We start from the raw sequence: 19,997 nt of genomic DNA, 5'->3' as shown, positions 1-19,997 counted from the left end.
TGCTAGGCGGAGATTCGCGCGTAAGCATCATCAGCTCGGTTAAAAGGACAGAATTCCGCACGAAACCGCGTCGCTCGAGCCACTGACACGTGTTGCGGCAGACGATGAAGCGCCGAGTTTCGCTCGAAACCAGCATCCGGCAACGCGACGGCAACCGGCCGGTCGGAACCGGAAGGCGACCGCCGCGCGACTAGCAGCATCCGACTGGCTACTCCCATGACATCAGGCGAGCGGGTTCTCGTCACAGGCCCGAGCCGGCGGACGAACAGGCGGAAATACGCTCGGGCGCGTCACGGACAGCGTCAGTGGCACCGGCGCGGGTTTGCGCGCACCCGCCCGCGGCGTCACCCGCCGGGAGTGGTCCACCGACGAGCGCGGGATCAACCGCGCGGTGTCGGCCAGCGCCGCCTCGCCGTAGCCCTGGACGCATTCCGGGTCCGGCCCGTCGGCGGGCAGGCCGGTGAAGAACTTGGCCGCCATGCAGCCGCCGCGGCAGGAGTCGTAGTGGCTGCACGACGCGCACGCGCCGCCGCCGCTCGGCTCACGCAGTTCGGCGAACAGTGCCGAGTCGTGCCAGACCGCGCGAAAACCACCGTCCGACACCACATTTCCGGCATGGAACCGGTCGTGGATGGCGAACGGGCAGGCGTACACATCGCCGAGCGGATCGACCAGGCAGACCACCCGGCCCGCGCCGCACATGTTCAAACCGGGCAGCGCCTGGCCGAACGCGGACAGGTGGAAGAACGAGTCACCGGTGAGCACGCCGTCGCCGTTGCGCACCAGCCAGTCGTAGAGCACCCGCTGCTGATCCTGGGTCGGATGCAGGTCGTCCCACACGTCCGCGCCGCGGCCGGACGGGCGCAGCCTGGTCAATCGCAAGGTGGCGCCGTACTTTTCGGCGATGGCCCGGAATTCGTCGAGCTGGCCGATATTGTGCCTGGTCGCCACGACGGATACCTTCGCGTCGCGGAAGCCAGCTGCCGCAAGGTTTTCCAGTGCGCGGATGGCCATGTCGTAGGAGCCGGGACCGCGTACCGCGTCGTTCACCGCGGCGTCGGCGCCGTCCAGCGAAATCTGTACGTCGACATAGTCACTCGCGGCCAGCCGCGCGGCCACCTCCGGGGTGATCCGAACTCCATTGGTAGAGAACTTCACTCCGACGTGATGGGCCGTCGCGTAGTCGACCAGCTCCCAGAAGTCCGGGCGCACCGTCGGTTCGCCGCCGCCGATGTTCACGTAGAAGATCTGCATGCGCTCGAACTCGTCGATCAGCGCCTTGCACTGCTCGGTGCTCAGCTCCCGCGGATCGCGGCGACCGGACGAGGACAGACAGTGCACGCACGACAGGTTGCAGGCGTAGGTGAGCTCCCAGGTGAGGCAAATCGGTGCGGCCAAACCGCTTTCGAACCGATCGACCAGGCGCACCGCCGCGTCGGACGGCGGGACCACCCCCGCCGTCGACGGTGCGGGCGCGGTGCGCACGGCGGCGGGCGCCAGCGGAGCGTCGGCGGGCGCACCGATGATCATGTCGGAATCGACAAGCTGTGTCAGCGCTTTCACGTACTGCGCGGTATTCGCGTCGGTGACGCCGGCCGCCTGGATCGCCGCGCGGGCCGAGGTGTGCGCCGGCAGCGACCGCACGATCTCGACGATCCGCGGGCTCTTCAGGAAGGAGAGCTTGCGGGTGCCGAAGTGGTAGAGCAGCGCACCGAACGGTTCCGGCCGCAGGGCCACCCTCGGATGCAGCTGCCATCGGGTATCGAGATCGAGCATGGTCTCCACCGCCTGTCAGTAAACGCCGCACATGCCGTCGATGGACACCTCTTCGATGAGGGTCTCCTCGATCAGCGGTGTGGCGTCCTCGTGTGCCTCGACTGTGCCGACCGTTCCCGAGTGGTCGGTGTCGGTGTGTCCGTTGGATCCGTATTCCGGCATCTCTACCTCCGAGCGAGCGATCCGTGACCACGACCACCCGACGGTGGCCGCGATCACACGATAACGTCATTCGCTGACAAAATGGAACCTGTTCTACCAATTGGGACTGGATCTGGACAGATAACGCAGGTCCGTGGTTCCACCCAGTAGTACGCACACCGAACCGGCGACAGCAGCGCCCTCTAGACTTCGGATGGAAAGCAGCTGAACAGGACGTGACGGGCGACACGCGCCCGCGGTGGTAGAGGTGGCATGGGAGTCGGACGAATGCAGGCGAGCGGAGGCGGCAATACCCTGTCGGAGTCCGAGATCGTCGAGGCCGCGCTGCGGGTGGTCCGCGAGGACGGCGTGGAGAAGTTGTCGATGCGACGGCTCTCCCGGGAACTCGGGGTCTCGCCGATGGCGCCGTACTACTACGTCGCGGACAAGCGCGAGCTGCTCGACCTCGTCGCCACCGCCGCGCTGACCGGAGTACGCACGCCACCAGCGGAATCCGGCCCGTGGCAGCGCAGGCTGCGCGACCTGATCGACCAGATCGACGACAAGCTGCGCAAGCACCCCGGCCTCGGCGACGTGCTGATCGAGCAGATGCTCGGCAAGCAACTCGACCTGATCGCTGCCATCATGGAGATCCTGTTCGAAGCCGGCTTCAACGATCGCAACGTGCTCGCCGCGTACGCCACCATCCACACCTACCTGTTCGGCCGCAGCCGGGTGAATCCGCGCGATCGCGCGCCGCTGTCCGATGTCGCGCTGCCCGAAGCGGTCGAGCGCGCCACCAAGCACATGGCCGACCTGCGCGGTAAGTACGCCTACGACTTCGGCATGGAGGTGCTGATCTCCGGTCTGGAGGCTCAGCTTGTCCGGCAGCCGGAGTCCGACGTACGATAAAACTGAAACACGTTCTAGTTTTGGCACGGTGCAGCGCCCCGGCCTGGGTTCGAGAGGACGACATGACCACAGTCGAGGTTCCACACGGCTCGCGTTCCGTGGTGCTGCGGGTTGCCGCGGTCATCACCGAAACGGCCGATACCTGCTCGCTGGTCTTCGATGTCCCGGACGAGATGACCGAGCGCTTCCGCTATCACCCCGGCCAGTTTCTCACCCTGCGCATCCCCAGCGAGCGGACCGGCTCAGTGGCGCGCTGCTATTCGCTGGCCAGCTCGCCGTTCACCGACGATCAGCCGAAGGTCACCGTCAAGCGGACGGCGGAAGGCTACGGCTCGAACTGGTTGTGCGACAACCTGAAAGCGGGCGACTCACTCGAAGTACTGCCGCCCTCAGGCGTTTTCACGCCCAAGGACCTGGACGCCGATCTGCTGCTGTTCGGCGCGGGCAGCGGCATCACGCCGGTGATGTCGATCCTGAAGTCGGCGCTCGCGCGCGGCAACGGCCGAATCGTGTTGGTGTACGCCAATCGGGACCATGAATCGGTGATCTTCGCCGCCGAACTGCGCGAACTCGCGGACAAGCATCCGCAGCGGCTGACCGTGATCCACTGGCTGGAATACCTGCAGGGACTGCCGACCGCCGACGCGCTGGCCACCCTGGTCGCCCCGTACCAGGCCTACGAGGCGTTCATGTGTGGGCCGAAGCCGTTCATGGATCGGGTGCACGACGCGCTCGGCCAGCTGAGTGTGCCGCGCTCGCGCACGCACGCCGAGGTGTTCAATTCCCTTGCGGGAGACCCGTTCGCGGATCAGACACCGGTCGAGGTGTCCGACGAGGACGCGGCCGGCGCGGCGACGGTCGAGGTGGAACTCGACGGCGAGGTGCACGAGCTGAAGTGGCCGCGCAAGCAGACGCTGGTGGACATCATGCTGGCCAAGGGTCTCGACGTGCCGTACTCCTGCCAGGAGGGTGAATGCGGTTCGTGCGCGTGCACGGTGCTCGAGGGCAAGGTCGAAATGGACAACGCCGAGATCCTCGACCCGGAGGACATCGAGAACGGCTATATCCTCGGCTGCCAGGCGCATCCGGTGACGGATCACCTCAAGATCCAGTTCTGAGGCGGAGTTACCGCGCGCGATAGTCGGCGCGGAGTTCGGCGTCGAGGTGTTCGGTGGCGTAGCTCAGGGCGGTGCGGCCCAGGTTCGCCGCGTGCTTGTCCAGGAAACCGGTCAGCAGCCGCTGATCGATGCGTTTGCCGACCTCGCGCAGCATCCAGCCGAGCGCCTTCTGGATGAGGTCGCGGCGGTCGTCGAGCAGGCGCTCGGAGAGCTCGAAAGTGGTTGTCGCGTCGCCAGATTTGATGAACGCGAAGGTGGACAGCAGGGCAACGCGGCGCTCCCACAACGATTCCGCGGCGGCCAGCTCGAAGAGCAGGTCGCGCGGTTTGTCCAATAGCCATGGGCCGACGATGTTTTCGGCGGACGCGTCGACCAGGTCCCAGTTGTTCACCCGGCTACGGCGCACGGCGGCCAGATAGCGCTGCACCATCTCCGCGCGGGCCACGTCGTCGAAGGTCTTCGGCTTGGTGGCCTTGGCGAACCTGGCGTTGAGGATGATCAGACCGGCGAACCGGTCCTCGTGCACGGCGCTGTCCAGCAATGCGTCGATCTCGTCGAGCGACAGTGCCGCAAAGCGTTTCGCGATGCCTCGGCTCGTCGGTACCCGCACGCCGATGAAGACATCACCCTCGCCGTACTCGCCTGGCCCGGTCTTGAAGAACCGCTGTAGATGGATCGCGTCCGCGGGATTCGCGACCGCACGCAAGGCCGCCTGCACGTCCGCGGCGGTGAGCGCGGCCTCGGTCATCGAGCGAACTCCCTTCCGACGCGGCGGTTCACGCCTGGGCGCCCAGGATCCGGCCGGATTCGAAGCTGGCGGCACTGGCCGGCAACGCGCCTGGACGTCCGCTGTTGCGCACGATCACCGCACCGTTGCCGGGAGTGGGTCGGCCGAGCGCGTCCATCCGCCGGATGGTCTGTGCGGCAACGGCTTGCGCGCTGTCGAAGAGGCGGACACCGTCGGGCAGGGCGGCGACGATCGAGTCGATCACCAGCGGGTAGTGGGTACAGCCGAGCACTACGCCTTCGACATCGTCGGGAGTCTGCTCGACGGCGCGGGCGATGGATTCGCGCGCCGCGACCAGATCGCCCCGATCGATCGAGTCCGCCAGACCGTGGCAGGCCACGCCGACCACGTCCGCGTCGCCGCCGAACTTGGCGATCAGATCCGCCTGGTACCGGCTGGCGGTGGTCGCGGCGGTCGCCCAGACGGCCACCGAGCGGCAGACGGCGGCCGCGGGTTTGATCGCGGGCACGGTGCCGATGACCGGTACGTCGGGACCGACTTCCACACGCACATGTTCCAAGGCGGTGACGCTTGCCGTATTGCACGGAATCACGATCACCTCCGCGCCCAGCTCGATCGATGTGCGGGCGGTTTCGACCACGCGGTTGATCGTCCACCGGTCCGGCTTGGGTCCCCACGGTGCGCCGTCGGGGTCTAATTGCAGCAGCAGATCCACGTCCGGCCGCAGCTTGCGCAGCCAAGCGGAAGTGGGCAGCAGCCCGAGCCCCGAATCGATGAGCGCGACGATCACAGAGACAACCGTATTACAGTGCCCCGACGCGATTTGCGCGGCAGCGGTTCGACGGGCCATGGCGGCCCGCCGCGGCACCGGCCGAGGGGCCGGAGCGCGTGGCGAACTCAGCTCGGGGTGAGCAGTTCCGACACCGGAGCGCCCGCAGCGATCTTGGCTCTGGTCTTCATCACCCCGGCCGTCATGCCCGCGCCGACGACGCCGGTGAGCTTGCCGTCCTTGGCGTAGTAGGCCAGGAATTTGCGGCCCTCGTCGACGACGAGGTGCACGTCGTCGGTGGCCGTCGGCGTGCCGAGGGCTTGGATCTTCACCTCGTACTGGTCGCTCCAGAAGTACGGGACCCTGGCCGCGGTCGGCGGAGCGGCGCCGAGCAATGCACAAGCAACCAGGCGCGCCTGTTCGCCCGCGTTGGTCCAGTGCTCGATCCGCTTGCGGTGGCCGGTCTGGTGCAGCCAGGCGGCGACGTCGCCGACCGCCCAGACGCGTTCGGCCGAGGTGCGGCCCACCTCGTCGGCCACGATCCCGCCGCCCGCCGCCGGGTCGGCGAGGGCGATGCCGGAATCGGCGAGCCATTCGGTGACGGGGCGCGAGCCGACGCCGATCACCACCAGGTCGGCCGCGACCTCGGTGCCGTCGGAGAGCAGGGCGCCGCGCAACCGGTCGCCGTCGGCCAGCAGGGTGTCCAGGCCGGTGCCGCAGCGCAGATCGACGCCTTCGTCGCGGTGCATCCTGGCCACCAGCGCGCCGACTTGTTCGCCGAGGACCGAGGCGAGCGGGGTCGGCTGCGGCTCGACCAGTACCACCGGGACGCCGCGGGTGCGGAAGCTGGCCGCCAGCTCACAGCCGATGAAACCGGCGCCGACCACGAGTGCCGTTGTGGCCTCGGCCAATTCGGCGCGCAGTGCGGCGGCGTCGGCGTGGCCGCGCAGTACGTGTACGCCCTTCAGTTCCGGCAGGCCCGGCAAGCGGCGTGGGCGCAGGCCCGTCGCGATGATCAGTTGGTCGTAGTCGAGGGTCGATCCGTCGGCGAGGTGTACCTGGTGCGCGGCGGTGTCGACGCCGATCGCCGCGGTGTCGAGGCGCAGGTCGATCTGCTTCTCGGCGAAGAACTCTGCGGGACGCAAAGTGGTGTCGTCGGTTTCGCCGCGGACGAACTGCTTGGACAGCGGCGGCCGGTCGTACGGCAGGCGGGACTCGTCGCCGACCAGGATCAGCGCTCCCTCGTATCCGGCGCGGCGCAGTTCCTCGGCGGTACGCAGACCGGCGAGCCCGGCGCCGACGATCACGATCGGCGCGGAATCTGTTGCTGAAGGTGCCACGGAGCTCACCCTAACGTCTGCTTGGTTCAGTGCTCGAGTGAGCCCGATCACTCGGCAATCGCCGTGCAATCGTAGCCGTTCCGATATTGATCGGGCGGTCAATCAGGTCTATACCGAGAGACAGGACAAATTCCTGAGCCCAAGGAGGCACACCATGTTCACCGAAAGCCGCGCACAGGATTTCCTGGCAGTAGTGCTCGGAATCTTCGCCGCGCTGTCACCCCTGTGGTTGGAGACCACCGACAAAGCGATGTGGTCACTGGTCGTGCTCGGCGTGCTGATCGCGCTCACCGGCCTCGCGCAGATGTACCGGCCCGCACTCGGGGCGAACGCCGACTACGCGATGGGTCTGTTCGGCGTACTGCTGTTCATTTCCCCCTGGGCGATGGACTTCACCGATTACCGCGGCGCATCCTGGACCGCATGGGTAGTCGGGGTAGTGACGGCGGTGGTCGCGGTAGCGGCGCTGCCGACGGTGTCGGGACGTCTGCACGGCGCGGCGACACACCACTGATGCAGATGCCGAAACCCGGTCGCCGGGCAGCAGCCCAGCGACCGGGGAAGGAACCGAGGGCCGGGCGGCGCCGCAGCGCGAAAGTGGACGGCGACGCCCGGCAACTCATCCTCGACGCCGCCGAAAAGCTCTTCGCGGCACAGGGATTCGACGCCACCGCGACGGCCGCCATCGCGGGCGCGGCCGAGGTGCCGAAAGGGCTTGTCTTCTACTACTTCCCGACCAAGGATTCGATCCTGTCGGCGCTGATGGACGAACGGGTGCCCGCGCATCCGATCGACGACATCGACACCGTGGTCGCGCCCGGCGATCCGGCCGCCAGCCTGGTGGCCCTCGATGCCGCGCTCAATCTGCGCGACCACCACTCCTCGGTGCTGCGGGTGATCATGTGGCGCGAGGCCGACACCCATCCCGACGTGCGTCGCCAATTGCGCCAGCTGCGTGATCAATTGCTGGATGTCACCGCGCGCGTATTGCAGGCGAGTGCGACGGTGCCGGTCCGCCCCGGTACGTTGCGCGCCTGCGCCGCCGCCTGGGTTTCGGCCATGTTCGCCATTGCCAGCACCGACCGGCTGCACGCTCTGGACGGTGTGCCCATCCCCACCGCCGAAGACCTCCTCAATGTCGCCCAGGTGGTCGCCGCGGGGATGACGCAGCTCGGCTGATATCCGAGTTATCCACAGGGGGCGTGTTATCCACATTCGGCGAGTGGTGGGTGTTTTCCGGCCGCAGCTTCGTTCAGGATCGCGGTATGGATGCACCGCAACTGATCTCGCGTCGCCAGGCCCTGGCCTCGGGGATATCCGATAGCGAATTGCAGCGGCTCTGCCGTTCCGGGCAGTGGCGTCGAGTGCGCGCCGGGCATTATCTGACCGCACCGGGGCCAGAGCTCACTCCGGCGGGCCGCCATCTGATACTCGCTCTCGCTACCTGCGAAGCGATGTCGGATGATGTTGTCGCGAGCCATTGTTCGGCACTGGTAGTGCACGGGCTGCCCACCTGGTCGTTGCCGCTGGAGCGGGTGCACGTGACGCGCAATCGAAGCAACGGCGGGCGAATCAGGAGACAGCTGGTCCTGCATGCGGCGCTGTTGGCGCCGGACGAGATCACCCTCGTCAACGGGCTGCGCGTCACGACCGTGCCGAGGACCGTCATCGACCTCGCGCGCTCGGCGAGTTTCGAACAGGCCGTCGCGATCGGCGACAGCGCGCTGCGGCAAGGTCTCACCACCGCCGACGAACTGCGCGAACAGGTCTCGCATCGGCGACGGCGCGGATCGGTAAAGGCGGCGCGGGTGATCGACTTCCTCGATGGGCGCAGCGAGAGTGTCGGTGAATCCCGCAGCCGCGTGGTAATTCAGCAGGGTTTGTTACCCGCGCCCGAATTGCAGGCCCGGATCTTTACCGATGACGAAGTATGCGTCGGGCGGGTCGATTTCTTGTTTGCCGACCTGGGCGTCATCGGTGAATTCGACGAAAGGGTCGAGCAACACAATGAGTTTCACCTGCCTGCGCAATTGGTGACCGCGGAACAGAAACGCGACGATCGGTTGCGCGCCCTCGGCTGGATGGTGGTCCGTTGGACCTGGGCCGACCTGGCCGATCCCGCACATCTGATCAGACGCCTCCGCGCTGCCGCCGATGCGGCGGCAGGCGTCCAGCGCACCGGGCACTGGACTTCGACACCGAAGGTCTGAGGTCTAGTTCAGCGGGGAATCGGCGGTGAGGAATTCGGTGACGTCGGCGGCGAAGCGCGGGTGCTTCAGGACGCCGACGTGGCTGGTGCCGGGATAGATGAGCAGGCGGGAGTTGGGGATGCCGTCCGCGGTGTAGCGGAAGTTTTCAGTGCTGTAGGCCGCGTCGCGTTCGCCGCCGACGACCAGGGTGGGCGCGGTGATCTCGCCGAGGCGGTCGGACAGGTCGAAGGCGTCCTCGGCGCGGAGGAAGGCGAGGGTGTCCGCGGGGTTCTTCGGGCGAGCGAGTGGGTCGATCAACCACATGGCGGCGCCGGCGACGCGGGCCAGCAGTGGCGACGAGATGGTGGTCGATGCCATGAGATGTAGTGCGCGGCGACCCGCGAATGCGGCTTCGCCGTAGCGGATCTGGCTCTCCTTGGCGAGGGGATCCAGCCGGTAGCCGGACGAGGCGATGATCACGCGGCGGACGGCGGACGGGTGGTCGGCCGCGAGCTGCAGGGCAATCGATCCGCCCGACGAGACGCCGAGCACATCCACCGGTGCACCGAACTCGGCGCGCAATGCGTCCGCGTGCTCGGTCGCGATATCGGCCATCGTGGTGCCCGCGGCCATGCCCGGCGCCCGGCCGACCGCGTACACCCGGAAGTGCCGGGCCAACGGTGCCAGCATCGAGATCTCGGAGTCGCGCATCCATCCGTGCGGATTCGCGTGGTCCGGCGTGAACCAGCGCAGAAACACCAGCGGTCGGCCGGCACCCATCGCGAGGTAGGGCATCCCGTGGCGCAGCGCGCCCGACGTGACGGCGAGTTCGGTGGCGAGGCTGGACTTACGCATGCGTTCTCCGAATCGTCTGGTCTTGTTCTCGTTTTCGACGCTAACGGAGTGGATCGCCGCTCCGCGATAACCTCTGCGGTCATCGAATCACCTCGCGGCCGAACCACCACCGGATTCTGTTGCGACACAACGACTAGTGTGGTGGCCATGCGAATCGCGGCACTCGCTGCCTTAATCCTGACGCTGAGCGCCTGCTCCCAATCCACCTCGGGTCGGCCACAGCCCTCCCCGAACCAACCGCCGGTCACGTCGATCTCGACGCCTGCCTCCTCGACCCCGCAGAGCCCGGAAAGCCAGCTGAAAGACCGGATCAGCTGGGCCCAGGCGGGCAGCGCGGCCGATGCGAGCCATTATCATTCCGCGAGCACCGGCTCCGGCGCCGCCGCCGACCTGAAGAGCGACGTCGCGTTCATCAGTCCCTCCGGAAAGATCAGCTGCATCACCGGAACCGAGTATCAGATCGACGGACTCGTCTGTGTAGTCAAACTGAAGAACCCGATCCCGAAGCCCGGCGACGGTTTCGGAAACTGGGACGGCGGCTACGTCAATTACGCGGGCCAGCACCTGTCGGTCGGCCAATTCCGCGGCGACCCAGGCCTTTTCATCCACGGCGACGGGCAGACCCTGCCGTACGACAGCAAGCTGACCTTCGGCAATTACGTCTGCCGCATCGCGACCAGCGGCCTCACCTGCGTCAACCCGTCCACCAGGACCGGCGTGCAGATGAGCGACGACGGCATCGTCCCGTTCGGCTGCCTGAAGGAAGTCTCGGCCGCGGAGCGAGAGGTATCCGTCGGCCGATCCTTCAGCTGCTGACCGCCGAACCCCACGGAAACCCGGACGACGGGACTAGGGTTGCCACATGCGCGGCACTGCATTGGTCATCCTCGCTGCGGCCCTACCCCTGACCGCATGCGGATCCTCCTCGCCGGACTCATCGACCACGGCCACCACCCCACCCGCGGCGGCGTCCAGCCACCGGACGCCGACCGTCGCCACCACGCCGACAACCACAGTCGTTGCCGCACCCGATGGCGTACCCCTCTGCGCCACAGGTGATCTCACCGTGTCCCTCGGCCAACAGGGCGGAGCCGCAGGCTCCATCTACGTCCCCATCATCTTCACCAACACCGGCCCCACCCCCTGCGCCCTATCCGGCTACCCCGCCGTATCCCTCGCCGCAGGCAACCCCCCGGCCCCGCTGGGCCCGGAAGCCGAACCGGACAACACCGCTCCCGCCACACCCCCACCGGTCACCGTCGCCCCCACCGAGTCGGCCCACGCCACCCTCCGCTACTCCCAAGCCGGCAACTACGACTGCGAACGAGCCCCAGCCCAATACCTACTGATCCACCCCCCAAACCAGTCGACCGCAGTAACCCAGCCCTTCACCGCAGAAGCCTGCGTAAAACCCGCCTACCTCCTACTCCACATCGACCCCATCAAACCTGGCAAGGAGAACTAGCCTCGAGTTGAGAGTTTGTGGCTACTATAGGCTATAGGAATATAGCCACCTGGGAGGAACCGTGGATGTAGGGATACGCGAACTACGAGATGGCCTGAGCCGTCATCTCGCAGAGGTTCGCGCCGGACGGACCGTCACTGTCACCGACCATGGCCAGCCAATCGCTCGAATCGTCCCAGTTGGCCGATTGACCAGGCTGGAGCAACTACGCGCGGAAGGACACACTGAGCCCGCACGCGTACGCAAGCAGCCTGCACCTGAGCCGATCCAGGGGCATGGCATCGTGAGCGACCTTATCGACGAGCAACGCCGTTGATCGGATATCTGGACACCTCGGCCTTCGTGCCCCTCCTGATCAACGAACCGAGCAGTCAATCCTGCCGCCGATTCTGGGATGATGCCGATGACGTGGTTTCGAGCCGATTGCTGTACGTGGAGACCGCCGCGGCGCTCGCCCAGGCCCACCGAATGAGTCGTCTCGATGATGCGGAACATGCGGGTTGCCTGCGACTCTTGGATCAATTCTGGCCGCAGGTCGAGGCCATCGAGGTAGAAAAAGCACTGGTACTACGTGCGGCGGAGCTGGCCGATGAGCTCGCGCTGCGTGCATACGATGCGGTCCATTGCGCCACCGCCGAGCGGCTGGAAGATACCGACCTGGTGGCTGCCTCTGGCGATCGCCGCTTGCTGACAGCATGGAAGTCCCTGGGCGTGGCCACATTCGACACCAACTCGCCAGTGGATTAGTCCTGAAACGCCGAACGGCGCCGCTCCTTTCGGAGCGGCGCCGTTCGGGTCAGTGATTCAGGGAATCACTTGATGATCTTCGTGACGCGACCGGCGCCGACGGTGCGGCCACCTTCACGGATCGCGAAACGCAGGCCCTCTTCCATGGCGATCGGCTGGATCAGCACGACCGACATTTCGGTGTTGTCGCCCGGCATGACCATCTCGGTGCCCTCGGGGAGGGTCACAACGCCCGTCACGTCAGTCGTACGGAAGTAGAACTGGGGACGGTAGTTGTTGAAGAACGGCGTGTGCCGGCCGCCCTCGTCCTTGGACAGGATGTAGGCCTGGCCCTCGAACTCGGTGTGCGGGGTGGTGGTGCCCGGCTTCACGATGACCTGGCCACGCTCGACATCTTCGCGCTTGATGCCACGAACCAGCAGACCGACGTTGTCGCCGGCCTGGCCCTGGTCGAGCAGCTTGCGGAACATCTCGATACCGGTGACCGTGGTCTTGGTCGAGGTCGGCTTGATGCCGACGATCTCGACTTCCTCGTTCACGTTGACGATGCCGCGCTCGACGCGACCGGTGACGACGGTGCCACGACCGGTGATCGTGAACACGTCCTCGACGGGCATGAGGAACGGCTTCTCGGTGTCGCGGACCGGGTCCGGGATCGACTCGTCGACAGCGTTCATCAGCTCAACGATCGACTCGGTCCACTTCGGGTCGCCCTCGAGCGCCTTCAGACCGGAAACACGCACGACCGGCGCGTCCTCGTCGAACTCCTGGGCGGCCAGCAGTTCGCGGACCTCCATCTCGACGAGCTCGAGGATTTCCTCGTCGTCGACCATGTCCGACTTGTTCAGCGCGACCAGGATGTAGGGCACGCCGACCTGACGGGCAAGCAGCACGTGCTCGCGAGTCTGCGGCATCGGGCCGTCGGTCGCGGCGACCACGAGGATGGCACCGTCCATCTGCGCCGCACCGGTGATCATGTTCTTGATGTAGTCCGCGTGACCCGGGGCGTCGACGTGCGCGTAGTGGCGCTTCTCCGTCTGGTACTCGACGTGGGAGATGTTGATCGTGATACCACGAGCCTTCTCCTCCGGCGCCTTGTCGATCTGATCGAACGCGAACGCCGCGTTCAGATCCGGGAACTTGTCAGCCAGCACCTTGGTGATCGCTGCAGTCAGCGTGGTCTTGCCGTGGTCGACGTGACCGATGGTGCCGATGTTGACGTGCGGCTTCGTCCGCTCGAACTTCGCCTTCGCCACTGTGGTGTCCTCCTGGACTTGTTGGTGCGTGCAGTTGCAGCAGTGCGGTTATTACTGGGGTCGTGCTGACTCCCGGCAGATGTGGGGCAAGTCTTACACTTGCCCCGACATCGGTATTACTCGCCGGTCGCCTTGGCGATGATCTCCTTCGACACGTTGGCCGGAACCTCCGCGTACGAGTTGAACACCATGGAGTAGTTCGCCCGGCCCTGGGTCTTCGACCGCAGGTCACCGATGTAGCCGAACATCTCCGAGAGCGGAACCAGCGCCTTGACGACACGGGCACCACTGCGTTCCTCCATGGCCTGAATCTGGCCACGGCGGGAGTTCAGGTCGCCGATCACTTCGCCCATGTAGTCCTCGGGCGTGATGACCTCGACCGCCATCAGCGGCTCGAGGATCACCGGACCGGCCTTACGAGCCGCTTCCTTCAGTGCCTGGGAGCCGGCGATCTTGAACGCCATTTCCGACGAGTCGACGTCGTGGTAGGCGCCGTCGAGCAGGATCATCTTCAGGTTCACCAGCGGGTAGCCCGCGAGCACACCGTACTGCATGGCATCCTGCGCACCGGCGTCCACCGAAGGGATGTACTCGCGCGGAACGCGACCACCCGAGACCTTGTTCTCGAACTCGTAGGTCGCGCCGTCTTCGCCGACGAACGGCTCGATGGCGATGATGACCTTCGCGAACTGGCCGGAGCCACCCGTCTGCTTCTTGTGGGTGAACTCGAGCTTCTCGACCTTCTTGGTGATCGTCTCGCGGTAGGCCACCTGCGGCTTGCCGACGTTCGCCTCGACCTTGAACTCGCGCCGCATGCGGTCGACGAGGATGTCGAGGTGGAGCTCGCCCATGCCGCCGATGACGGTCTGGCCGGTCTCCTGGTCGAGCTTGACCGAGAACGTCGGGTCTTCGCGCGCCAGCTTCTGGATCGCGGTGCCGAGCTTCTCCTGGTCGGACTTCGTCTTCGGCTCGATCGAGACCTCGATGACCGGGTCCGGGAAGGTCATGGACTCGAGCACGACCTGGTTCTGCGCGTCACTGAGGGTGTCACCGGTGGTGGTGTCCTTCAGACCGATCACGGCGTAGATGTGACCGGCAGACGCGGTGGTAACCGGCATCTCCTTGTTGGAGTGCATCTGGAACAGCTTGCCCAGGCGCTCCTTCTTGCCCTTGGTCGAGTTGACGACCTGGGCGCCGGAGGCGACCTGACCCGAGTACACGCGCACGTAGGTGAGCTCACCGAAGAACGGGTGCACCGCGATCTTGAACGCCAGGGCCGAGAACGGCTCGTCGACGCTCGGCTTGCGGGTCAGCAGCTCGTCTTCCTTGCCGGGCACGTGGCCGGTGGTGGCCTCCACGTCCAGCGGCGAGGGCAGGTAGTCGATGACCGCGTCGAGCATGGGCTGAACGCCCTTGTTCTTGAACGCGGAACCACACAGCACCGGGTAGAGCTCAGACGCGACCGTCATCTTGCGGATCGCGGCCTTGACCTCATCGATCGTGAGCTCTTCACCGCTGAAGTGCTTCTCGAGCAGCGCCTCGTCGGACTCCGCGACCGTCTCCAGCAGCTCCTGGCGGTAGATCTCCGCCTGGTCGGCCAGGTCGGCCGGGATCTCGACGATCTCGTACTCTTCGCCGAGCTTGGTCTCGCCCTTCCAGACCTTCGCGTTCATCTCGACCAGGTCGACGATGCCCTCGAAGTCGTTCTCGGCGCCGATCGGCAGCTGAATGACCAGCGGCTTGGCACCGAGACGGTCCTTGATGGTCTGCACGGTGAAGTAGAAGTCCGCGCCGAGCTTGTCCATCTTGTTGACGAAGCAGATTCGCGGCACGTCGTACTTGTCGGCCTGACGCCACACCTGCTCGGACTGCGGCTCGACGCCTTCCTTGCCGTCGAACACCGCAACGGCGCCGTCGAGCACGCGCAGCGACCGCTCCACCTCAACGGTGAAGTCGACGTGCCCGGGGGTGTCGATGATGTTGATCTGGTTGTCTTTCCAGAAGCACGTGGTAGCCGCGGAGGTGATGGTGATACCACGCTCCTGCTCCTGCTCCATCCAGTCCATGGTGGCTGCGCCATCGTGGACTTCACCGATCTTGTAGGTGATGCCGGTGTAGAAGAGGATGCGTTCAGTTGTGGTCGTCTTGCCCGCATCAATGTGGGCCATGATGCCGATGTTGCGGACCTTGTTCAGGTCGGTGAGCACGTCCTGTGCCACGGAAATCTTCCCCGCTCGTAGCTAGATGGGATTTTCGGGGACGACCCTGTGGTCGTCTCTGTTCAACGCCGGCTGCGGCAGGTTGCCGCCGCGGCCGACTGTGCCTCCCGACCCGAAACAACGGGTCGGGCAGACGTCACCAGCGGTAGTGCGCGAAGGCCCGGTTCGACTCGGCCATCTTGTGGGTGTCCTCACGACGCTTCACCGAGGCACCGAGACCATTGCTGGCATCGAGCAGCTCGTTGGCGAGACGCTCGACCATGGTCTTCTCGCGGCGGGCGCGGGAGTAGTTGACCAGCCAGCGCAGGGCCAGCGTGTTGGAACGGCCGGGCCGGACCTCGACGGGCACCTGGTAGGTGGCGCCACCGACGCGGCGGGGCTTCACCTCGAGGGCGGGCTTGACGTTGTCCAGCGCGCGCTTGAGGGTGACGACCGGATCGGTGCCGGTCTTGTCGCGCGCCTGCTCCAGCGCGCCGTAGACGATGCGCTCGGCGGTGGACTTCTTGCCGTCCAGCAGGATCTTGTTGACCAGCTGAGTGACCAGCGGGGACCCGTAGACCGGGTCGTTGATCAGCGGACGCTTGGGTGCGGGGCCCTTGCGTGGCATATCAGCTCTTCTCCTTCTTGGCGCCGTAACGGCTGCGGGCCTGCTTGCGGTTCTTCACACCCTGGGTGTCGAGCGAGCCACGGATGATCTTGTAACGGACACCGGGAAGGTCCTTCACACGGCCGCCACGAACGAGCACCATCGAGTGCTCCTGCAGGTTGTGGCCCTCGCCGGGGATGTACGCCGTGACCTCGACCGCGCTGGTCAGGCGAACGCGCGCGACCTTACGCAGCGCGGAGTTCGGCTTCTTCGGGGTCGTGGTGTACACGCGAGTGCACACGCCACGACGCTGCGGGCTGCCCTTGAGCGCCGCGGTCTTCGTCTTGGAGACCTTGTCGCGGCGACCCTTGCGGACCAGCTGGTTGATGGTTGGCATAGACCGGCTTTCCTTATTAGTTACGCGGTGTCTGGAACTTCATGTCTTTGTCATCGAGCTTTCACTCGCACGTCCGGCCACGTTTTACGTGCCCCGAGGTCGGGCGTGTCGCGCGCGGTGTAGGGCCCGAATTGCGGGCACGCTTGAGGTGTCAGCCGCTTTCGCTGGCCTACGGTCACGCACGAACTTGCCCGTATGCTTCCGGGCACAGCGATCCACGATACTCGTGGTCGCGACACAGGGTCAAAGCGGGGTCGCTACCGCCCCCGCTACCTGGCCAGGTTCAACGTCAACTCTACGAGTTTCTTCGCGCCCGCGCACGGATCCGGGTGCGCGGAGCCCGCCCGATAGTTGATCCAGAACCCGATCACGCCTTGGTCCGCCGCGCCCGCGCTGACGCCGCAGGAGTCCGGATCGTTCGGCCGCCGTGTCTCCAACCCGCGCCGGCCCTGCACGGTGATGTTGTTGGTGGTGTAGCCGAGCTTGTCGTTGTTGGCCTTCTCGCTGTTCAGCGAGCCGATCTCGTACCAGTTCAGCGTGACCATGGCGCCGCCGCCGGGTGCGCCGAGCGCGTACCACATGCAGACCGCGCCGTAGAACGACGGCTCCGGTGGTGGGGGTCCCTTGGCGCCGATCGCGTCCCCGATCTGGTCGACCGTGACGATTTCGCACTCTCGCAACAACTTGTCGAAGTTGCTGTTGACTGTGCCGCCGGTACTCGAGCCCGCAGGATTAGCTGATCCACTTACCGTTTGCCCACACCCGGTTGCAGAGACCGCAACCGTCAACACGGCGACGGTGCACAGTATTCCGCGCATCGAGCTACGACCTGGTCTCATCCTGCGCCCTCCTACTGCAGCCGTTGCACGGTCAACTCGGCCAACTTGCGAACTCTGTCACAGGGGTTGTCATGGACCGAGTAGCGCTCAAAGGCCATAGACCATTCGAAGAAGTCATCACCGAGCTGGGTCGCGAGGTCACAGATGTCCCCGCTCGGGTCCAGCGCTTGGAATGCGCTGCGGCCGCCGACATCGATCGTCTCCGGGTTGCGCCCTTGGTTGGATACCCACGCCTTCTCGCGAGCAATGGGGCTGCCACGATAGGAAGCAAAGGTGACGCTGGTCGAACCATATCCGGCGGCCTGCCAATTACACCCGACCGAATTCTTCATCACCTGCGAGATCTGGAGCATGCCCGCGAGGCCACGCACCTCGTCGTCGGTGACGTGCCCGCACTCACCGGCGAACGGGCCGAGCGCGGCAACCTTCGGCGGCGGGCGCAACGGAGTACTGGTGTTGTCCGAGTCGCTGCCGGACCCGCACGCGGAGAGCAGCAGCGCGAAGGTCGTGCCCGTGACGATCGCCCACTTGGTCCGCATGCCCGAGACTCTACCGGCGTGGCGACCCTCGCGACCTGCGCAGCCGATCACGCCGCAGCGGCTTGGATGTCGGTGTGGCAAAGACTATGCGGCACAACGAGGATCGTGCCCTTGCCGCAGGAACTGCGGCGGTTTATTCTGACCGTGTCGTGAGATATGACCGCACTGTCATGATCTCGACATACCGGGGGGTTCATTTATGGGGGGAATAGGCAGGAAACAAGAACCTGTCATTCAGCGTGTCTGATTGATTCAGGACCATCGATCCATAGCGCGAACCTCGATTGTGATCATCCGCATCGCCGGATGAGAGACCATGGAGGAAGCAACATGAAGCTGGTTATCAAGTCGACTATCGTCGCCACGACTGTCGCACTCGGATTGCTCGGCGTCGCAGGGCAAGCCACTGCGTCGAACGCCATCCTAGGCGTCTATCCGACGCTCGTTGAATGCCTGAAAGCCGGAGCTGCGTACGACGACGGGCCTCTTGCGCACTACTGGCATTGCCATGCCGAAACCGCCGATTGGACCGGGCCCAACACCCTGTACACCGGCAATTAATCAGCACTACCCGCCGGGTACGCGCAGTTCGTAGCCCTCGATCGCGTCGATATAAGTACACTGGGCCGGGCCTGTCTTGTACTTCGACATGGCGCTCAGGCAGGCGTCGAGGGTGGGGTAATAGGTGGGGGCGGGGTCGGCGTATGCCGCCGCGCTCGCGGTGAGGGCGAGCGCGACGGCCAGTGCGAAGGTGGCGGCAGATCTCTCGAGCACTGCGGCAGTCCCCTAAGCATCCGGCGAATCCCAAGGAGCGTACTGCCGGATACTCAGCGCCACAACCGATCACAGGTTGCCGCGGGCGTCCTGTTCGCGTTCGATCGCCTCGAAGAGGGCCTTGAAGTTGCCCTTGCCGAAGCCGAGGGACCCGTGCCGCTCGATCAGCTCGAAGAAAACGGTCGGGCGGTCGGTGATCGGCTTGGTGAAAATCTGCAGCAGGTAGCCGTCTTCGTCGCGGTCGACCAGGATGCCGCGGCGCTGCAGTTCTTCGACCGGGACGCGCACGTGACCGATCCTGGCGCGCAGTTCCGGGTCCTCATAGTAGGAGTCGGGGGCGTCGAGGAATTCGATGCCTTCGCGGCGCAGTGCGTCGACACACGTCAGGATGTCGCCGGTGGCCAGCGCGATGTGCTGGACGCCGGGGCCGCGATAGAACTCGAGGTACTCGTCGATCTGCGACTTCTTCTTGCTGACCGCGGGCTCGTTGAGCGGGAACTTCACCCGATGGTTGCCGTTGGCGACGACCTTGCTCATCAGGGCCGAGTATTCGGTGGCGATATCGTCGCCGACGAACTCGGCCATATTCGTGAAACCCATGACGCGGCGGTAGAACTCGACCCACTCGTCCATCTGGCCGAGCTCGACGTTGCCGACCACATGGTCGATCGCCTGGAACAACCTGTTGGGCGCGCCCTCCCTCGGCTGGTAACCCGCGCGACGGGTGATGTAGCCGGGCAGGTACGGGCCGTTGTAGCCGGAACGGTCGACCAGGGTGTGCCTGGTCTCGCCGTAGGTGGCGATGGCGGCGGACCGGACGGTGCCGAATTCGTCTGTCTCGTCATGTGGTTCGACGACGACGGTCGCGCCGTGCGTGCGCGCCCACTCGATGCAGCGATCCACATCGGGCACCTCGAGCGCGATGTCGATGACGCCGTCGCCGTGCCGATCGTGGTGCGCGACCAAGGGACTGTCGGGGTCGACCGCGCCCTTGACTACGAAGCGGGCACCGCCGCTACGCAATACGTACGATTTGTGGTCGCGATTGCCGGTCTCGGGACCCGAGTAGGCCTCGAGGCGCATGCCGAAGGCGGACTCCAGGAAATGCGCGGTCTGTGTCGCGTTGCCGACGACCCAGACCAGGGCATCCCAACCGGTTACCGGGAAGTTGTCGACGCTGGTGTCGTGGTCCACGAGACCGACGAGCTTGCGCAGCTCAGTGTCGGTGGGGTCGGTACTCGGTGCCGTGCTGGACCGGGCATTCGGCAGCTGCTCGATGGTCATGCACCAAAGTAACCGTCAGGGTCGGCCGATAGGCAATAGCGGC

General features: G+C 65.7%; 24 protein-coding genes and 1 pseudogene. 10 read left to right on the top strand and 15 right to left on the bottom strand.

Annotated elements, in window-relative coordinates; translation table 11 throughout:
* Nucleotides 1-222: 222 nt before the first annotated feature.
* From mftC to mftA, 3 genes and pseudogenes are all read right to left on the bottom strand, one after another.
* Nucleotides 223-1,530, bottom strand: a complete 1,308-nt coding sequence (gene mftC / locus ACIBK2_RS29675) for a mycofactocin radical SAM maturase (RefSeq protein WP_396971989.1) — start codon at nt 1,528-1,530, stop codon at nt 223-225.
* A 51-nt stretch (nt 1,531-1,581) separates the two neighbouring features.
* Nucleotides 1,582-1,776 (bottom strand): annotated as a pseudogene (mftB, locus tag ACIBK2_RS29670) (mycofactocin biosynthesis chaperone MftB); the annotation flags it as partial.
* Nucleotides 1,777-1,791: 15 nt separating this feature from the next.
* The gene (gene mftA, locus ACIBK2_RS29665) at nt 1,792-1,938 is read right to left on the bottom strand and encodes a mycofactocin precursor MftA (protein WP_396971810.1); all 147 of its coding nucleotides are present in this window, start codon (nt 1,936-1,938) and stop codon (nt 1,792-1,794) included.
* A gap of 267 nt (nt 1,939-2,205) precedes the next feature.
* Between mftA and mftR2 the strand changes: the two genes are divergently transcribed.
* Together mftR2 and ACIBK2_RS29655 are read left to right on the top strand one after the other, a co-directional pair.
* The gene (gene mftR2 / locus ACIBK2_RS29660) at nt 2,206-2,829 is read left to right on the top strand and encodes a mycofactocin system transcriptional regulator MftR2 (protein WP_379281195.1); all 624 of its coding nucleotides are present in this window, start codon (nt 2,206-2,208) and stop codon (nt 2,827-2,829) included.
* 62 nt (nt 2,830-2,891) lie between these two features.
* Nucleotides 2,892-3,947 carry a 2Fe-2S iron-sulfur cluster-binding protein gene (locus tag ACIBK2_RS29655; RefSeq protein WP_396971807.1) on the top strand — a complete coding sequence of 352 codons (1,056 nt, stop codon included), beginning with the start codon at nt 2,892-2,894 and terminating at the stop codon, nt 3,945-3,947.
* A gap of 7 nt (nt 3,948-3,954) precedes the next feature.
* Here the strand turns inward: ACIBK2_RS29655 and ACIBK2_RS29650 are convergent, their stop codons facing one another.
* The 3 genes from ACIBK2_RS29650 to ACIBK2_RS29640 all read right to left on the bottom strand — a co-directional run bounded on the left by ACIBK2_RS29650 (nt 3,955) and on the right by ACIBK2_RS29640 (nt 6,804).
* Nucleotides 3,955-4,695: a DNA alkylation repair protein gene (locus ACIBK2_RS29650; RefSeq protein WP_396971805.1), complete on the bottom strand. Its 741-nt coding sequence runs from the start codon at nt 4,693-4,695 to the stop codon at nt 3,955-3,957.
* 28 nt (nt 4,696-4,723) lie between these two features.
* The gene (locus ACIBK2_RS29645) at nt 4,724-5,485 is read right to left on the bottom strand and encodes a glutamate racemase (RefSeq protein ID WP_396971804.1); all 762 of its coding nucleotides are present in this window, start codon (nt 5,483-5,485) and stop codon (nt 4,724-4,726) included.
* 107 nt (nt 5,486-5,592) lie between these two features.
* A complete protein-coding gene (locus ACIBK2_RS29640) occupies nt 5,593-6,804 on the bottom strand; it encodes an NAD(P)/FAD-dependent oxidoreductase (protein WP_396971802.1) in 1,212 nt (403 codons plus the stop codon).
* Nucleotides 6,805-6,958: 154 nt separating this feature from the next.
* Here ACIBK2_RS29640 and ACIBK2_RS29635 point away from each other — a divergent pair, with 154 nt between their 5' ends.
* From ACIBK2_RS29635 to ACIBK2_RS29625, 3 genes are all read left to right on the top strand, one after another.
* Entirely contained in the window at nt 6,959-7,318 is a 360-nt protein-coding gene (locus tag ACIBK2_RS29635) for an SPW repeat protein (protein WP_150399702.1), read from the top strand.
* Entirely contained in the window at nt 7,318-7,983 is a 666-nt protein-coding gene (locus tag ACIBK2_RS29630) for a TetR/AcrR family transcriptional regulator (RefSeq protein ID WP_396971801.1), read from the top strand. The genes ACIBK2_RS29635 and ACIBK2_RS29630 overlap by 1 nt, the downstream gene beginning before the upstream one ends.
* Nucleotides 7,984-8,069: 86 nt before the next feature.
* A complete protein-coding gene (locus ACIBK2_RS29625; protein ID WP_396971799.1) occupies nt 8,070-9,014 on the top strand; it encodes a hypothetical protein in 945 nt (314 codons plus the stop codon).
* Nucleotides 9,015-9,017: 3 nt separating this feature from the next.
* On the opposite strand, the gene ACIBK2_RS29620 is transcribed toward ACIBK2_RS29625, so the two are convergent.
* Nucleotides 9,018-9,848 (bottom strand): alpha/beta fold hydrolase, encoded by an 831-nt coding sequence (locus ACIBK2_RS29620; protein ID WP_396971797.1) that lies wholly within the window; start codon nt 9,846-9,848, stop codon nt 9,018-9,020.
* 147 nt (nt 9,849-9,995) lie between these two features.
* On the opposite strand from ACIBK2_RS29620, the gene ACIBK2_RS29615 reads away from it, so the two are divergent.
* The 4 genes from ACIBK2_RS29615 (at nt 9,996) to ACIBK2_RS29600 (ending at nt 12,060) form a co-directional block, all read left to right on the top strand.
* Nucleotides 9,996-10,664, top strand: coding sequence for a hypothetical protein (locus ACIBK2_RS29615; RefSeq protein WP_396971795.1), 669 nt, complete (start codon nt 9,996-9,998; stop codon nt 10,662-10,664).
* A 46-nt stretch (nt 10,665-10,710) separates the two neighbouring features.
* Complete coding sequence (locus ACIBK2_RS29610; protein WP_396971793.1) at nt 10,711-11,313, top strand: DUF4232 domain-containing protein; 603 nt, start codon at nt 10,711-10,713, stop codon at nt 11,311-11,313.
* 61 nt (nt 11,314-11,374) lie between these two features.
* Nucleotides 11,375-11,629, top strand: coding sequence for a type II toxin-antitoxin system Phd/YefM family antitoxin (locus ACIBK2_RS29605; RefSeq protein ID WP_396971791.1), 255 nt, complete (start codon nt 11,375-11,377; stop codon nt 11,627-11,629).
* Nucleotides 11,626-12,060 carry a type II toxin-antitoxin system VapC family toxin gene (locus ACIBK2_RS29600; protein WP_396971789.1) on the top strand — a complete coding sequence of 145 codons (435 nt, stop codon included), beginning with the start codon at nt 11,626-11,628 and terminating at the stop codon, nt 12,058-12,060. The genes ACIBK2_RS29605 and ACIBK2_RS29600 overlap by 4 nt, the downstream gene beginning before the upstream one ends.
* Before the next feature lie 65 nt (nt 12,061-12,125).
* On the opposite strand, the gene tuf is transcribed toward ACIBK2_RS29600, so the two are convergent.
* From tuf to ACIBK2_RS29570, 6 genes are all read right to left on the bottom strand, one after another.
* Nucleotides 12,126-13,316: an elongation factor Tu gene (tuf, locus tag ACIBK2_RS29595; RefSeq protein ID WP_396971787.1), complete on the bottom strand. Its 1,191-nt coding sequence runs from the start codon at nt 13,314-13,316 to the stop codon at nt 12,126-12,128.
* Nucleotides 13,317-13,432: 116 nt separating this feature from the next.
* On the bottom strand, nt 13,433-15,535 hold the full coding sequence (fusA, locus tag ACIBK2_RS29590) for an elongation factor G (protein ID WP_396971785.1): 2,103 nt from the start codon (nt 15,533-15,535) through the stop codon (nt 13,433-13,435).
* Between the two features lie 136 nt (nt 15,536-15,671).
* Nucleotides 15,672-16,142: a 30S ribosomal protein S7 gene (gene rpsG / locus ACIBK2_RS29585; RefSeq protein WP_150399709.1), complete on the bottom strand. Its 471-nt coding sequence runs from the start codon at nt 16,140-16,142 to the stop codon at nt 15,672-15,674.
* Nucleotide 16,143: 1 nt separating this feature from the next.
* Entirely contained in the window at nt 16,144-16,518 is a 375-nt protein-coding gene (gene rpsL, locus ACIBK2_RS29580; RefSeq protein WP_019049359.1) for a 30S ribosomal protein S12, read from the bottom strand.
* A gap of 269 nt (nt 16,519-16,787) precedes the next feature.
* Nucleotides 16,788-17,336 carry a DUF3558 domain-containing protein gene (locus ACIBK2_RS29575; protein ID WP_396971987.1) on the bottom strand — a complete coding sequence of 183 codons (549 nt, stop codon included), beginning with the start codon at nt 17,334-17,336 and terminating at the stop codon, nt 16,788-16,790.
* Nucleotides 17,337-17,368: 32 nt separating this feature from the next.
* Complete coding sequence (locus ACIBK2_RS29570; RefSeq protein WP_396971783.1) at nt 17,369-17,896, bottom strand: DUF3558 domain-containing protein; 528 nt, start codon at nt 17,894-17,896, stop codon at nt 17,369-17,371.
* A 330-nt stretch (nt 17,897-18,226) separates the two neighbouring features.
* Between ACIBK2_RS29570 and ACIBK2_RS29565 the strand changes: the two genes are divergently transcribed.
* Nucleotides 18,227-18,457: a hypothetical protein gene (locus ACIBK2_RS29565; RefSeq protein ID WP_396971781.1), complete on the top strand. Its 231-nt coding sequence runs from the start codon at nt 18,227-18,229 to the stop codon at nt 18,455-18,457.
* A gap of 6 nt (nt 18,458-18,463) precedes the next feature.
* On the opposite strand, the gene ACIBK2_RS29560 is transcribed toward ACIBK2_RS29565, so the two are convergent.
* Together ACIBK2_RS29560 and hppD are read right to left on the bottom strand one after the other, a co-directional pair.
* On the bottom strand, nt 18,464-18,670 hold the full coding sequence (locus tag ACIBK2_RS29560) for a hypothetical protein (RefSeq protein WP_396971779.1): 207 nt from the start codon (nt 18,668-18,670) through the stop codon (nt 18,464-18,466).
* Nucleotides 18,671-18,739: 69 nt separating this feature from the next.
* Nucleotides 18,740-19,954: a 4-hydroxyphenylpyruvate dioxygenase gene (gene hppD, locus ACIBK2_RS29555; RefSeq protein WP_396971777.1), complete on the bottom strand. Its 1,215-nt coding sequence runs from the start codon at nt 19,952-19,954 to the stop codon at nt 18,740-18,742.
* Between the last annotated feature and the right edge of the window lie 43 nt (nt 19,955-19,997).

This window comes from Nocardia sp. NPDC050175, assembly GCF_044459885.1.
Lineage (GTDB): Bacteria > Actinomycetota > Actinomycetes > Mycobacteriales > Mycobacteriaceae > Nocardia.
This window is presented reverse-complemented; position numbering and strand designations above follow the sequence as displayed.

Coding starts and splice junctions, on each gene's coding strand:
- mftC (WP_396971989.1), bottom strand. CDS start 1,530: ATGATCATCGGTGCGCCCGCCGACGCTCCGCTGGCGCCCGCCGCCGTG.
- mftA (WP_396971810.1), bottom strand. CDS start 1,938: ATGCCGGAATACGGATCCAACGGACACACCGACACCGACCACTCGGGA.
- mftR2 (WP_379281195.1), top strand. CDS start 2,206: ATGCAGGCGAGCGGAGGCGGCAATACCCTGTCGGAGTCCGAGATCGTC.
- ACIBK2_RS29655 (WP_396971807.1), top strand. CDS start 2,892: ATGACCACAGTCGAGGTTCCACACGGCTCGCGTTCCGTGGTGCTGCGG.
- ACIBK2_RS29650 (WP_396971805.1), bottom strand. CDS start 4,695: ATGACCGAGGCCGCGCTCACCGCCGCGGACGTGCAGGCGGCCTTGCGT.
- ACIBK2_RS29635 (WP_150399702.1), top strand. CDS start 6,959: ATGTTCACCGAAAGCCGCGCACAGGATTTCCTGGCAGTAGTGCTCGGA.
- ACIBK2_RS29630 (WP_396971801.1), top strand. CDS start 7,318: ATGCAGATGCCGAAACCCGGTCGCCGGGCAGCAGCCCAGCGACCGGGG.
- ACIBK2_RS29625 (WP_396971799.1), top strand. CDS start 8,070: ATGGATGCACCGCAACTGATCTCGCGTCGCCAGGCCCTGGCCTCGGGG.
- ACIBK2_RS29620 (WP_396971797.1), bottom strand. CDS start 9,848: ATGCGTAAGTCCAGCCTCGCCACCGAACTCGCCGTCACGTCGGGCGCG.
- ACIBK2_RS29615 (WP_396971795.1), top strand. CDS start 9,996: ATGCGAATCGCGGCACTCGCTGCCTTAATCCTGACGCTGAGCGCCTGC.
- ACIBK2_RS29610 (WP_396971793.1), top strand. CDS start 10,711: ATGCGCGGCACTGCATTGGTCATCCTCGCTGCGGCCCTACCCCTGACC.
- rpsG (WP_150399709.1), bottom strand. CDS start 16,142: ATGCCACGCAAGGGCCCCGCACCCAAGCGTCCGCTGATCAACGACCCG.
- rpsL (WP_019049359.1), bottom strand. CDS start 16,518: ATGCCAACCATCAACCAGCTGGTCCGCAAGGGTCGCCGCGACAAGGTC.
- ACIBK2_RS29575 (WP_396971987.1), bottom strand. CDS start 17,336: ATGCGCGGAATACTGTGCACCGTCGCCGTGTTGACGGTTGCGGTCTCT.
- ACIBK2_RS29570 (WP_396971783.1), bottom strand. CDS start 17,896: ATGCGGACCAAGTGGGCGATCGTCACGGGCACGACCTTCGCGCTGCTG.
- ACIBK2_RS29565 (WP_396971781.1), top strand. CDS start 18,227: ATGAAGCTGGTTATCAAGTCGACTATCGTCGCCACGACTGTCGCACTC.
- hppD (WP_396971777.1), bottom strand. CDS start 19,954: ATGACCATCGAGCAGCTGCCGAATGCCCGGTCCAGCACGGCACCGAGT.